Below are 13589 nucleotides of genomic sequence, written 5' to 3' on the forward strand. Positions count from 1 at the left end.
ATGTTGGCGAAGCAAAAGCTCAAAAGATCGCGAGCACGCTCGCTCCTACGGTTGGGTCAGCCTTCTTCAGGCCATAGCCGCAATGGCTTGCCTTCGGCGGGCCAGAAGCGCACTTGCTCGATGGGTGAGATGTCCCAGCGTTGAACCGCTTGCAGGGCCGTGAAGAACCGCTGCTCTTGCTCCATCAGCGCCGGGGCGCAGGCCTTGCGAGTGCTGCCCACGCCGCCGAAGGTCAGCGTACTGCCGTTCAGGGTGTAGGGGGCGAACCAGTGGTTGCACCCGCCGCTGCCGTAAGCCCGGCCCTTGTCATCGAAGGTCACGGTCAGGTGGCTGCTGTCGATCAGCGGGCGCTCGCCAATCCACTCCACCACGTAAGCGTGGTTGTGCTGCAACGTCACCGGGTCCCCTGCACAGCCTGCCAGGCCTGCACCTGTCAGCGCCAACAGCATCAGGCGTTTCATTGCGCAGCCTTTTGGCAGTTGCGGCACAGGTGTTGGCTGCCTTCGGTGCGCCAGCCCAGTTCAGCGATACGCGCGCTGGCTGCCGGCTTTTGCGCCTTGGCACCCAGTTTGGCATCGACCGCGAACTCAAATTTCAGCACTTTGGCACAGGCATCGCAGCTGACTTGCCATTCATGGATGGCCAACTCGCCAAACACCGGCCCGTTGGCCACGGCCACCCACTGGCCACGCGGGTTGATCAGGTGGCGGACTTTCTCGACCGTCAAGCGCATGGCCAAGTCCTTGCTGCCCTTGAGGGTTACGATCAACACATCATTGTTCTGGATCGAGCCACCGTTACCGGTGACTTGATAACGGCCCGGCATCAGGGCGCGGCATTCGATCAAGGTGTGTTGTGGGCTCAACAGGTTGTAGCGGAAATCGTGTTCGACCATGGGTCCTCCAAATAGGCCGCTATGCTAGCACGCAGACATCAAGGGCCTCGCCTTGAGGTTTCAACCTTCGATCAGGTTGTGCGGCGTGCCGTTTCTCCAGGCGGCGATGTTGTCCAGCGTGGTGCCGGCAATGGCATTCAGCGCCTCGTGGGTCAGAAAAGCCTGGTGTGCGGTGATGATCACGTTGGGGAAGGTCAACAGCCGGGCGAGCACGTCGTCTTGTAACGGCAGGTCGGAGCGGTCCTCGAAAAACAACTGGGCTTCCTCTTCATACACATCCAGCCCCAAATAGCCGAGCTGGCCGCTTTTTAACGCGTCGATCAGGGCGGCCGTGTGCACCAGCGCTCCGCGCCCGGTGTTGATCAGCATGGCACCGTGCTTGAGGGTCGCCAGCGACTGGCGATTGATCAGGTGTTTGTTGTCGGAGGTCAGCGGGCAATGCAGGCTGATGATGTGCGACCCGGCCAGCAGCGCCGGCAGGCTCACATACTCGGCCCCCAAGGCCAGCAACTGCGGGTTGGGGTGCGGGTCGAAGCACAGCAGCTTGCAACCGAAGCCGGTCATGATTTTGCCGAAGGTTGCACCGATCTGACCGGTGCCCACCACACCCACGGTTTTGCCCACCAGATCAAAGCCGGTCAACCCGTGCAGGGTGAAATCGCCTTCACGGGTACGGTTGTACGCGCGGTGCAGGCGGCGGTTCAACGCCAGAATCAGGGCCACGGCATGTTCTGCGACAGCATGAGGCGAATACGCGGGTACCCGCACCACGTTCAAGCCCAGGCGCTTGGCCGCCGTCAGGTCGACGTGGTTATACCCGGCCGAACGCAGCGCGATCAGGCGGGTGCCGCCCGCGGCTAATTGCTCGAGTACGGGGGCGCTCAAGTCATCGTTGATAAACGGGCAGACGACCTCATGGTCATGGGCCAGGAGCGCCGTATCGAGGGTCAGGCGCGCGGGTTGAAAGTGCAGTTCCAGGTCATCAGGCTGGGCAGCGGCGGTAAAACTGTCGCGGTCATAGGTCTGGCTGCTGAAGAGAATCATGCGCATGGTGGTCTTCCTTGGTGTGCGGCGTGCTCAGGGGGTGTGGCGTGCTTCATTGGCCAGGCGGGTAATGGCTTGATCCAGTTCGTCGATGGCGGCCCAGGCGTGGGGGTTATCCTGTTTGAGCAGGGTTTCGCTGCGATGACAGGCCGCGCGCAGTTGCGGGACGCCGCAGTAGCGGGTCGCGCCGTGCAGGCGATGCACGCGTTCGATCAGCGCGGTGTTGTCGCGCAGATGGCGCGCCTGCAGAATCGCTTCACGGTCAGCGTCCAGCGAGGTCAGGAGCATGGCCAGCATCTCCTGGGCCAGATCGGCCTTGCCAGCGGCCAGGCGCAGGCCTTCCTCGTGGTCCAGAACGGGGAGTGCCGCTTTGTCGCGGGCGTTCTCAAAGTGTTCTTCGCGGGTGTTACTGCGCAGGGCCAGCCCGGTCCACTTCAAAACCACCTGGCCCAGTTGGCGTTCGCTGATGGGCTTGGTCAGGTAGTCGTCCATGCCACTGTGCAACAGTGCGCGTTTCTCATTGGCCATCGCGTGAGCCGTCAGGGCAATGATCGGCAGTGGCGTCCGCTGTTGATCGTTTTCCCATTGGCGCACCACCTCTGTGGTCTCGCGGCCGTCCATGCCGGGCATCTGGACGTCCATCAGGACCATGTCAAAATCGTAAGCCTTGATCGCATCGATGGCCGCGTAGCCGCTGTCGACTGCCGTGATCTTGGCCCCCATGCCTTCCAGCAGGGTTTGCACCAGCAACAGGTTGGCGGGGTTGTCATCGACACACAAAATGCGCGGTGCCCGGCTGGCCAGTCGCTCGCCGGGCTCGGTGCGAGCCTGTTGCGGGCTGATCAGATCGGCCAGTGACCGCCGCAGTTTTCGGGTGCAGGCCGGTTTGGATTGGAGCTGGCTGTGGGGGTTGGGCACGGAGGTACTGAACAGGGCTTGTTCGGTGGTGGGGCACAACACCAACACTTTGCAGCCCAGGCGCTCCAGGTCCCATATTGACTGGTTAAGGCGTTCGGGCGGAATGTCGTTGGCCGTGACCCCCAGCACCGCCAGGCCAATGGCCTGTGGGGTCTGGTGGGCACCTGTCACGCAGTTGGTAAGATTTTCCAGGGTAGTAAACGGCGTTACATCCAGGCCGCAGTCTTCCAATTGATGTTGCTGGGCCTGGCGCGCAAGGTCGTGTTTTTCCAGCAGGACCACGCGAGTCCCCAGCAGCGGTGGGCCAGGCAGGTCTTCACTGTCAACACGGTCTTTGGGTAACCGGACGCTGATCCAGAACACCGAGCCTTCGCCGGGGATGCTCTCAACGCCGATTTCACCGCCCATCTGCTCAATTAACCGCTTGGAAATCACCAGGCCCAGCCCGGTGCCGCCAGGTTGGCGAGACAAGGAGTTGTCGGCCTGGCTGAAAGCCTGGAACAGCGCCTGCACATCCTGGCTGGTCAGGCCGATGCCGGTGTCTTGCACACTGATGCGCAACTGCGCGCTGCCTTCAGTCTTGAATTCATCGTCATCATCAAGCATGGCCCGCACGACAATCGTGCCTTCGCGGGTAAACTTGATCGCGTTATTCACCAGGTTGGTGAGGATTTGTTTGAGCCGCAGCGGGTCGCCGATCAGTGACAGCGGTGTATCGCGGTACGTCAGGCTGACCAGTTCCAAGCCTTTTTCATGGGCCGAAGGGGCCAGAATAGTCAGGGTGTCTTGCAGCAAGTCGCGCAAATTGAACGGGGTGCTGTCGAGCACCAGTTTGCCGGCCTCGATTTTTGAGAAGTCGAGAATTTCGTTAATGATGCCCAGCAGGCTGTCGGCCGATTTTTCGATGGTGTGCAGGTAGTCGAGTTGGCGGGGCGTCAGTTCGCTTTTTTGCAGCAAGTGGGTGAACCCCAGGATGCCGTTGAGCGGGGTGCGGATCTCGTGGCTCATGTTGGCCAGGAACTCGGACTTGATGCGGCTGGCCTCCAGGGCCTCTTTACGCGCCAGGTTGAGCTCCAGGTTCTGGATTTCAATGGTTTCCAGATTCTGGCGCACGTCTTCGGTGGCCTGGTCGACGCTGTGTTGCAGTTCTTCCTGAGCATTTTGCAAGGTTTCGGCCATGCGATTGATACCGGACGCCAACTCGTCCAGTTCATGGCTGCCCAGCGGTGGCAAGCGGGTTTGCAACTGCCCGTCCTTGAGTTGCGCCACGGCCTGTTTGATTTGGTCGAGCGGCGCATTGATCGTGCGGCTCATGCGCAATGCCAGCAGGGCGCTGAGTATCAAGCCGGCACCAATCAACAGCAGGCTGGCAAACAGGCTTCGGTAACCCCGCAGCAGCATGTTGTTGTGGGTCAATTCCAGTTCTACCCAGCCCAGCAGGCGATGGACTTCGTCTGGAATGACATCGCCGGCCAGGTTGCGGTGACGGCCAAACACCGGCAATAAATAGCGGGTGGCGTCGTTGTCTGAGCGTTGCAGCAATTGCGTGCTATTACCCAGTGGTGGGCGGTTGAGCATGGTCGGGCCCGCATGCGCGAGGACTTCATGGTTGGCCCCCAGAAACGCCACGGCCCGTACATCCGGTTGCTCCAGGGACTCGGTAGCAATGCGGCTCAGCAGTGCCGAGTCTTGCCGGCCCATGGCAGGGGCGACCAGCGGCGCGAGTTGTTCAGCGATCATTTCGCCGCGCTGCAGCAACTGCGATTGCAGCTCGGACTGCTGCAGCCAGGTGAAGTAGCCGCCCAGCACCATGGCCATCAGCGTCACAGGCACGAGCGTGAGCAACAATACGCGGCCTTTGATCCCCAGGTTTTTCAGCACGCCACTCTCCAGCCCACACACTTTAAACATTTGCTGCCCACATGGCACAGCGCTTGGCGCAGTGTAGCTATTTGATGCCGGGCAAACCTTCGAAAATTTACCGGCGAGTGTGAGGCCTTTGATCGAATACCGGTTCAGCAGGCGGTGTGATGGTTGCTCGGGGCGGCTCAATCTTGAATACTGAGCGATTGAGAATGACTTGCAGACGTAAATGAATCCTGAAGCAGTTAGCCCGTCGCGGCTGTTGGCTATCGAAGATGATCCCGTGCTGGGGGCCTATCTGCATGAGCAGTTGGTGCGCAGCGGGTTCGACGTGATGTGGTGCAAGAACGGTCAGGAAGGCCTTATGCACGCCCAACAAGGGCACTTTGATGTGGTCCTGATGGACATCCTGCTGCCGGGCATGAATGGCCTGCAAGTGCTGACGCAATTGCGCCAGACCCACGCGCTGCCCGTCATTTTGATGTCGGCGCTGGGGGCTGAGGCGGATCGCATCAGCGGGTTCCAGTTGGGGGCCGATGACTATTTGCCCAAGCCGTTCAGCATGGCGGAGCTACGGGTACGGATTCAGGCGATCCTGCGGCGTGTGGCATTGGACCGCATGCCTCGCAAGGAGGTGCCAGGGGAGGCAGCGGGTGTCGACGCTGAATTGTTTTTCGACGAAAACGCCTGCGATGTACGCCATGGTCAGCGGTGGGGCGGGCTGACCCGCAGCGAGTTTCGCTTGCTCGATACCCTGCACCGCAACACCGATGAAGTGCTGAGCAAGGCTTTTCTCTATCAGCATGTGTTGCAACGCGGTTACGCGGCCCATGATCGCAGCCTGGACATGCATGTCAGCCAGATCCGCCGCAAGCTCAAAACCATTGGCTTTCACGCGCGTGAACTGCGCACGGTCTGGGGTAAGGGTTATGTGTTGAGCGCCAGCGATGCGCCCTAAGTTGCCCGGCAAGCACTCCGTATTCTGGAAGCTGGCCTGTTTACTGGTGGCCTTTTGTTTGTTGATGATCTGGCTCAGTTGGTCCTGGGGCCGTTACATGGACAAACGCACGGGGTATCTGTCTGAGCAGGCGCGCATCACCTTGCAGCGCTATGCAGGTGAGGCTGAACGCGCGTGGGAGTCAGGCCAGCAAACGGGCGTCGATCAATGGCTGCAGGCCATGGGGCACAAGGAATCCGGCTGGCTCGGCGTTGTGGGCCAGGATTTGCAGGCCTTGAGCAGCTACCCGCTGACAGAGGTCGAAACCCAGCGGCTGACATTCCTGCGCGGGCTGGACTGGCCCATCAGCCATTTGAAAGCCGCGCGCCCGTGGGTCAAGGTGCCGTTTCTCAAGGACCCCGCCGCGGGCTACCTGGTGATCGAGCTGCCACAGCGGTTTATGCCCGGTAATTGGCAAGTGGTCTGGCGAGTGATCACCAACGGCCTCATTCCCGGGCTGTTCACGTTGCTCTTGTGTGTGGGCTTGTACCGGTTACTGATCGTGCCGCTCAATCATTTGCGCGAGCAGGCCCATGCCTGGAGGGCGGATCAATTGGGGGCCCGGCTGTCGAGCCAGACCACCAGCCGTCAGGATGAGTTGGGGGAGTTGGGGCGGGCCTTCGATCAAATGTCCGAGCGTTTGCAAACCACCGTCGCCCAGCAGCAGCAATTATTACGCGACCTGTCCCATGAACTGCGTACACCCTTGAGCCGGTTACGGGTGGCCTGCGACAGCGAGCAGGACGTCAACGCCCTGCGCGAACGGTTGGGCCGTGAAGTGGATGGCATGCAGCGGCTGGTTGATGACACCTTACAATTGGCCTGGCTGGACGCTCAGCGTGATCCGCTGCCCGTGGAGGCTATTCAGATCCAGGCCTTGTGGGAGATGCTCACCGAGAACGCCCGCTTTGAAAGCGGCTGGCCCGAATCCCGGTTGCCCTGCCGGGTGGACGCCCACTGCTGGGTGCGGGGCAATCTTAATAGCCTTGCCCAGGCGTTGGAGAACGTATTGCGCAATGCCATTCGTCATTCTCCGCCCGAAGGCATCGTCAGCCTGGGCGGCCAACGTGAGGGCGATGTGTGGCACTTATGGCTGGATGATCAGGGTGGGGGGGTAGACCCTCAAGCATTGGAACGCATCTTTGCGCCCTTTACCCGGCTCGACGGTTCCCGGCCAGGCGACGGCGGTTTTGGCCTGGGCTTGAGCATCGCGCGCAATGCCTTGCGCCTGCAAGGTGGCAGCCTGTGGGCCGAGAATACGGCGCACGGTTTGCGGGTCAATGTGACGCTCGCGGCGGCATAAGGGCAAGTCTCTTACAAAATGTTTATAACTATCGCTTATAAGCGGCGCACTTTGCGTGATATGGGGAACGGCTGTTTGTCGGTATGATGTGCGCCCCCGCAGTCTGGATTGCGAATACGCCATGACCTTGCAGTACCCCACTATCGCCGACTGTGTCGGCAACACTCCGCTGGTGCGCTTGCAGCGACTGGCAGGAGACACCACCAACACCTTGTTGCTCAAGCTTGAGGGGAATAACCCGGCAGGCTCGGTCAAGGATCGCCCGGCGCTGTCGATGATTACCCGCGCTGAGACGCGTGGCCAGATCCGACCCGGCGATACGCTGATCGAGGCCACCTCGGGGAATACCGGGATTGCGCTGGCGATGGCGGCGGCGATCAAGGGTTACAAAATGATCCTGATCATGCCCGACAACTCCAGTGCCGAGCGCAAGGCGGCCATGACCGCTTATGGTGCTGAGCTGATTCTGGTGAGCCAGGAAGAAGGCATGGAAGGTGCCCGCGACCTGGCGGACAAACTCCAGGCTGAAGGGCGCGGCAAGGTGCTGGATCAATTCGCCAACGGTGATAACCCCGAAGCGCACTACACCAGCACCGGCCCGGAAATCTGGCGCCAGACCCAAGGCACGATCACCCATTTCGTTAGCTCGATGGGTACCACCGGCACCATCATGGGTGTTTCGCGCTACCTCAAAGAGCAAAACCCGGGCGTGCAAATCGTCGGTTTGCAACCGATGGAAGGCGCGGCGATTCCTGGCATCCGCCGTTGGCCGACCGAGTACTTGCCGAAGATCTACCAGGCCGACCGGGTTGACCGCATTGTCGACATGGCCCAACGCGAAGCGGAGGACGTGATGCGGCGTCTGGCCCGTGAAGAAGGCATTTTCTGTGGTGTGTCCTCGGGCGGAGCCGTGGCGGCGATGTTGCGCCTGTCCCAGGAAGTCGAGAACGCCGTGATGGTGGCAATCATCTGTGATCGTGGCGACCGTTACTTGTCGACCGGCATTTACGATGCGCCTAACTGATGGCTAAGCAAGAGAGAGGCCTGCGTTTTCAGCCCGCTGGCGGCACCCGGGTTGCGCAGGTGCCTGTGGGCAAGAAACAGCGTTTGACAATCGAGCGTCTGGCCAACGACGGCCGGGGTATCGCCTTTATTGACGGACGCACCTGGTTCGTGGCGGGGGCGTTGGCCGGTGAAGAGGTTGAAACCCGGGTGTTGGGTGCCCACGGCAAGGTCGTTGAGGCGCGCACTGAGCGCGTGTTCAAGGCCAGCGACATACGCCGTGAAGCGCCTTGTGCCCACGCTGGCCAATGTGGTGGCTGCAGTGTTCAGCATCTGCCCCATGAAGAACAACTCGCACTGAAACAGCGCATGCTCGCTGAACAACTGTCCCGTGTGGCGGGCGTTGAGCCCCAGGAGTGGGCTGCACCCTTGACCGGCCCTGAGTTTGGTTACCGGCGCAGGGCGCGTATTGCCGTGCGCTGGGATGCGCGGGCCAAGCGGCTGGACGTGGGTTTTCGGGCCGCCGGCAGCCAGGACATCGTGGCCATCGATCACTGTCTGGTGCTGGTACAGGCCTTGCAACCTATTATGACCGGCTTGCCTGCCATGTTGCGCCAACTGGGCAACCCCAAGGCTCTGGGCCATGTCGAGCTGTTCAGCGGTTCGGCCATTGCCGTGTTGCTGCGCCATATGGCACCGCTGAGCGATGCAGATGTGCAGGTGCTACAGGCATTTTGCGTCACGCACAACGCACAGCTGTGGCTGCACGGTGAAGGTGAGCCGCAACCGGTCGATTTGAGCCAGACCTTGGGCTACCGTTTAGAGCAATGGAATTTAAGCGTGGCCTATCGCCCCGGCGATTTTGTTCAGGTCAACGCGGGCGTCAATGAAGCCATGGTGGCGCAGGCGCTGGCGTGGCTGGCTCCGCGTGCCGATGAACGGGTGCTTGACTTGTTTTGCGGGCTGGGTAATTTCGCCTTGCCGCTGGCGCGTCAGGTACGCGAAGTGGTCGCGGTTGAAGGGGTTGCAACGATGGTCGAACGTGCTGCGCAAAATGCGGTCCATAACGACCTGCACAATGCGCGCTTCTTTCAGGCCGACTTGTCGCAACCGCTGCTGAACGCCCCTTGGGCCAAAGACGGGTTTGGTGCTGTGTTGCTTGACCCGCCGCGTGATGGTGCCTTTGAGGTGGTGCGTAAGGTGTCGGGGCTGGGTGCCAAGCGTCTAGTCTATGTGTCGTGTAATCCGGCCACGCTGGCGCGTGACACGGTCGAGTTGATGAAGCAGGGGTATCGGTTAAAACGTGCCGGGATCCTCGATATGTTTCCGCAAACCGCGCATGTCGAGGCAATGGCGTTATTTGAAGCAGACTAGGATGTCTGCCTATTTCGACGGGCCCGCAAACGCACGCTACTTGGCCCTGTAGGGTGCGGTTGGGATTCGGGTCAGTGATTTCGGCGCATTAAACGTGCGCTGTAGGGAAGGTAAGCAAGATGGTACAGGTCAGAGCACACCAGCCGATCAACACCGACGGCACTCTCAACCTTGAGGCATGGCTGGATCATGCGGTGAGTGTCGATGTGGCGCTGGACCGAGAAGCCTTGAAGGAAGCGTGCGAGTTTGCGCGCGAGGCGGAACAGCAAGCGAATGCGGCCAAAAATGTGTGGGCCGAGGGCACGTCGAGCTTTCGCACCGGTTTGGAAATCGCCGAGATTCTGGCCGATCTGAAACTGGATCAAGACTCTCTGGTCGCCGCCATTCTGTATCGCGGCGTGCGCGAGGGGCAGATCCAGCTTCCGGCGGTCAGCCAGCGTTTTGGTCCGGTGGTGTCCAAGCTCATCGATGGTGTGCTGCGCATGGCGGCGATCAGCGCCAGCCTTAGCCCGCGACAATCCATGGTGATGGGCTCCCAGGGGCAGGTCGAAAACCTGCGCAAAATGTTGGTGGCAATGGTCGATGACGTGCGTGTCGCACTGATCAAGCTGGCCGAACGTACCTGCGCTATCCGCGAAGTCAAAAATGCCTCGGACGAGAAACGCATTCGCGTTGCCCGCGAAGTGTTCGATATCTACGCGCCGCTGGCGCACCGTTTGGGCATCGGCCATATCAAATGGGAGCTGGAGGATTTGTCCTTCCGCTACCTGGAGCCTGAGCAATACAAGCAAATTGCCACATTGCTGCATGAGCGTCGTCTCGACCGCGAGCGTTTTATCAGCGATGTGATGAACCAGTTGCGTACCGAACTGGAAGCCACGGGCGTGATGGACGCTGACATCAGTGGCCGTGCCAAGCACATCTATTCCATCTGGCGGAAAATGCAGCGCAAGGGCCTGGCCTTCAGCCAGATCTATGACGTGCGCGCCGTGCGGGTGCTGGTGCCGGAAATGCGCGACTGCTACACCGCGCTGGGCATCGTTCATACCCTCTGGCGGCATATTCCCAAGGAATTCGACGACTACATCGCCAACCCCAAGGAGAACGGTTACCGCTCTTTGCACACGGCCGTGATCGGCCCGGAAGGCAAAGTGCTGGAAGTACAGATCCGCACCCATGCTATGCACGAAGAGGCCGAATTGGGGGTGTGCGCGCACTGGCGTTACAAGGGCACAGACGTCAAGTCCGGGTCCAGCCAGTACGAAGAGAAAATATCGTGGCTGCGCCAAGTGCTGGAGTGGCACGAAGAACTGGGCGACATCGGCGGCCTGGCCGAACAGTTGCGCGTCGATATCGAGCCGGACCGGGTGTATATTTTTACCCCCGACGGTCACGCCATCGACTTGCCCAAAGGTGCTACCCCGCTGGATTTCGCTTACCGGGTGCATACCGAAATCGGCCACAACTGCCGGGGTGCCAAGATCAACGGGCGCATCGTGCCGCTCAACTACAGCCTGCAGACCGGTGAGCAGGTCGAGATCATCACCAGCAAACACGGTACGCCGAGCCGCGACTGGTTGAACCCCAACCTGGGCTACATCACCACGTCACGGGCCCGGGCCAAGATTGTTCACTGGTTCAAGTTACAGGCGCGCGATCAGAACGTGGCAGCGGGTAAAACCCTGCTGGAGCGTGAACTGGGCCGCCTGGGCTTGCCCGCCGTCGATTACGAGAAGCTCGCCGACAAAGCCAACATGAAAACCGCCGAGGACATGTACGCGGCCCTTGGTGCCGGCGATTTGCGTCTGGCGCAGTTGATCAACCTGGCGCAACAGCTGGTCGAGCCGGAGCGCGGCAGCGAGCAGATGGAGCTGATTCCACGCAAAGCCACGGGTTACAAGCCGGGCAAGCGTGGCGATATTCAGATCGAAGGTGTGGGCAACTTGCTCACCCAAATGGCCGGTTGCTGCCAACCGCTGCCGGGCGACGCAATTGTGGGTTACATCACCCAGGGCCGTGGCGTGAGCATTCATCGCCAGGACTGTGCCTCAGTGCTGCAACTGGGAAGCCGTGAGCCTGAGCGCATCATTCAGGTCAACTGGGGGCCGATCCCGGTGTCGACGTACCCGGTCGATATCGAAATCCGTGCCTACGACCGTTCGGGCTTGCTGCGCGATGTGTCGCAAGTGCTGCTTAACGAACGTATCAACGTGCTGGCGGTCAACACCCGGTCGAACAAGGAAGACAACACGGCGTTGATGTCCCTGACCATCGAAATCCCGGGGCTGGACGCGCTGGGTCGGTTGCTGGGGCGCATCGCGCAGTTGCCCAATATCATCGAGACCCGCCGTATCGGGCGTAGTGAGCCGCGCTGATCCTGCGTAGGAGCGAGCTTGCTCGCGATCTTTTGACCTTTAAATGATCGCGAGCCATCGCGCGACAACCGGCGTCTCCTACAGGGTTCTGAACAAAGGATTAATGATGTACACCCTCGACGACTTGCTAAACCTGATGGCCCGTCTGCGCGACCCGCAGTTCGGCTGCCCGTGGGATATCAAACAAACCTACAAGACTATCGTCCCCTACACCCTGGAAGAAGCCTACGAGGTCGCTGACGCGATTGAGCAAGGTGATTTCGAGCATCTGCAAGGGGAACTGGGCGATTTGCTGTTTCAGGTGGTGTATTACAGCCAACTGGCCCGCGAAGAGGGCCGGTTCGAGTTTGCCGGTGTCATCGACAGCATTACCCGCAAGCTGATTCGCCGTCATCCCCATGTGTTTCCGACGGGTGATCTGTATGCGCCACTCGACGCACCCCGGCTGAGTGAAGAACAGGTCAAGCTGCGTTGGGAGCAGATCAAGGCCGAAGAACGTGCTGAGAAGTCGGCTGTACCGCAGCAATTGTCTCTGCTCGATGACGTGCCGGTGGCATTGCCAGCGTTGTCCCGGGCAGCCAAGTTGCAAAAGCGTGCGGCCCAGGTCGGGTTTGACTGGCCTGCGGCCTTGCCAGTGCTGGACAAGGTGCGTGAAGAGCTCGATGAAGTGCTGGAAGCCATGGCGGATAACGACGCCGCGGCGATCCGTGATGAGGTCGGTGACTTGCTGTTTTCGGTGGTAAACCTGGCGCGTCACCTTAAGGTTGACCCCGAAACCGCCTTACGTGGTGCAAATGCCAAATTTGACAGACGTTTCCGGTTTATCGAGCAGGCATTGCGCGATACCCTGCGTCCCATTGAAAATTGCACCCTTGAAGACCTGGATGCCCTGTGGGGTGAAGCCAAGCGCCAGGAACAGAATTTACCCAGCTGCGGCTGAATGTGCCTAAGTGAGTAAGCAGATGAGCATTTCCCTACGCGACCAGTTGCTCAAAGCCGGACTGGTCAACGAGAAGCAGGCCAAACAGGCCGGCAAAGAAAAGCAGAAACAGCAACGACTGGCGCATAAAGGCCAGATCGAACTGGACGACACGCAGCAGCGCCTGGCCGCCGAAGCCAAGGCCGAGAAGGTCAAGCGCGATCAGGAACTCAATCGCCAGCAGCAGGAAAAGGCCGAGCAAAAAGCCCGTGCAGCCCAGATCAAGCAATTGATTGAAGTGTCGCGCCTGCCCAAGCTGACCACGGAAGACTATTACAACTTTGTGGATGACAAGAAGGTTAAACGCCTGTCAGTCAACACCTTGATGCGCAACAAGCTGGCTAATGGCTCACTGGCCATCGTCCAGCACGGCGGCGGCTATGAAGTGATCCCGCGTGAGGCGGCGCTGAAGATCCAGGAGCGCGACCCGCGCCGAATTGTGCAATTGAATATTCTGGTCGAACCGAAAACGCCGGAAGAAGACGATCCGTATGCGGCGTACCAGATCCCAGACGACCTGATGTGGTAACCCGCCATACTGGATCAGCAGATCGCTGTAGGAGGGGCCGTCCCTGGCCGTGTCGCGGCTAACCCGGCGTCCTGCCGGGTTACCCACTGCGCAAAACCTGCGTTCGGCCAGCGTGGTTTAGGGGGGGCCTTGGATCAAAAGCCAGATCAAAAGCACGGTGTTCATTCACGCGTAGGAGCGAGCTTGCTCGCGATCTTTTGATTTTTAAAAGCGCAATGACAGCCGCGCTGTCGTGCAGCAACTCTATCCATTGCTGCGGTCACGGCCACTTGAGGTTCCGGCCTTACGCCGTGCCACTTTGAAAAGCTGT

11 protein-coding genes are annotated in these 13589 nt (G+C 60.2%); 7 read left to right on the plus strand and 4 right to left on the minus strand.

All coding sequences use genetic code 11. The features are described from left to right. Positions 1 to 56: 56 nt before the first annotated feature. From Q1W15_RS15960 to Q1W15_RS15975, 4 genes are read right to left on the minus strand one after another with little or no spacing between them, the layout of a single operon-like run. Positions 57 to 461 (minus strand): META domain-containing protein, encoded by a 405-nt coding sequence (locus Q1W15_RS15960; protein WP_300730152.1) that lies wholly within the window; start codon positions 459 to 461, stop codon positions 57 to 59. Next, a complete protein-coding gene (locus tag Q1W15_RS15965; RefSeq protein ID WP_300730153.1) occupies positions 458 to 895 on the minus strand; it encodes a hypothetical protein in 438 nt (145 codons plus the stop codon). The genes Q1W15_RS15960 and Q1W15_RS15965 overlap by 4 nt, the downstream gene beginning before the upstream one ends. 60 nt (positions 896 to 955) lie before the next feature. Then, entirely contained in the window at positions 956 to 1945 is a 990-nt protein-coding gene (locus Q1W15_RS15970) for a 2-hydroxyacid dehydrogenase (protein WP_300730154.1), read from the minus strand. Between the two features lie 27 nt (positions 1946 to 1972). Continuing rightward, on the minus strand, positions 1973 to 4738 hold the full coding sequence (locus tag Q1W15_RS15975) for an ATP-binding protein (RefSeq protein ID WP_300730163.1): 2766 nt from the start codon (positions 4736 to 4738) through the stop codon (positions 1973 to 1975). A gap of 211 nt (positions 4739 to 4949) precedes the next feature. On the opposite strand from Q1W15_RS15975, the gene Q1W15_RS15980 reads away from it, so the two are divergent. The 7 genes from Q1W15_RS15980 (at position 4950) to Q1W15_RS16010 (ending at position 13279) form a co-directional block, all read left to right on the plus strand. Further along, positions 4950 to 5678 carry a response regulator transcription factor gene (locus tag Q1W15_RS15980; RefSeq protein WP_300730155.1) on the plus strand — a complete coding sequence of 243 codons (729 nt, stop codon included), beginning with the start codon at positions 4950 to 4952 and terminating at the stop codon, positions 5676 to 5678. Then, positions 5668 to 7020 carry a sensor histidine kinase gene (locus tag Q1W15_RS15985; protein WP_300730156.1) on the plus strand — a complete coding sequence of 451 codons (1353 nt, stop codon included), beginning with the start codon at positions 5668 to 5670 and terminating at the stop codon, positions 7018 to 7020. Before Q1W15_RS15980 ends, Q1W15_RS15985 begins: the two co-directional genes overlap by 11 nt. A 121-nt stretch (positions 7021 to 7141) precedes the next feature. Next, entirely contained in the window at positions 7142 to 8044 is a 903-nt protein-coding gene (cysM, locus tag Q1W15_RS15990) for a cysteine synthase CysM (RefSeq protein WP_300730164.1), read from the plus strand. Continuing rightward, entirely contained in the window at positions 8044 to 9396 is a 1353-nt protein-coding gene (gene rlmD / locus Q1W15_RS15995) for a 23S rRNA (uracil(1939)-C(5))-methyltransferase RlmD (protein WP_300730157.1), read from the plus strand. Before cysM ends, rlmD begins: the two co-directional genes overlap by 1 nt. A 119-nt stretch (positions 9397 to 9515) precedes the next feature. Next, positions 9516 to 11771, plus strand: coding sequence for a GTP diphosphokinase (gene relA / locus Q1W15_RS16000; protein WP_300730158.1), 2256 nt, complete (start codon positions 9516 to 9518; stop codon positions 11769 to 11771). Between the two features lie 106 nt (positions 11772 to 11877). Continuing rightward, positions 11878 to 12711 (plus strand): nucleoside triphosphate pyrophosphohydrolase, encoded by an 834-nt coding sequence (mazG, locus tag Q1W15_RS16005; RefSeq protein ID WP_300730159.1) that lies wholly within the window; start codon positions 11878 to 11880, stop codon positions 12709 to 12711. Positions 12712 to 12733: 22 nt separating this feature from the next. Next, positions 12734 to 13279, plus strand: a complete 546-nt coding sequence (locus Q1W15_RS16010; RefSeq protein WP_300730160.1) for a DUF2058 domain-containing protein — start codon at positions 12734 to 12736, stop codon at positions 13277 to 13279. Positions 13280 to 13589: the final 310 nt, after the last annotated feature.

It is taken from the genome of Pseudomonas sp. (genome assembly GCF_030150285.1).
GTDB lineage: Bacteria > Pseudomonadota > Gammaproteobacteria > Pseudomonadales > Pseudomonadaceae > Aquipseudomonas.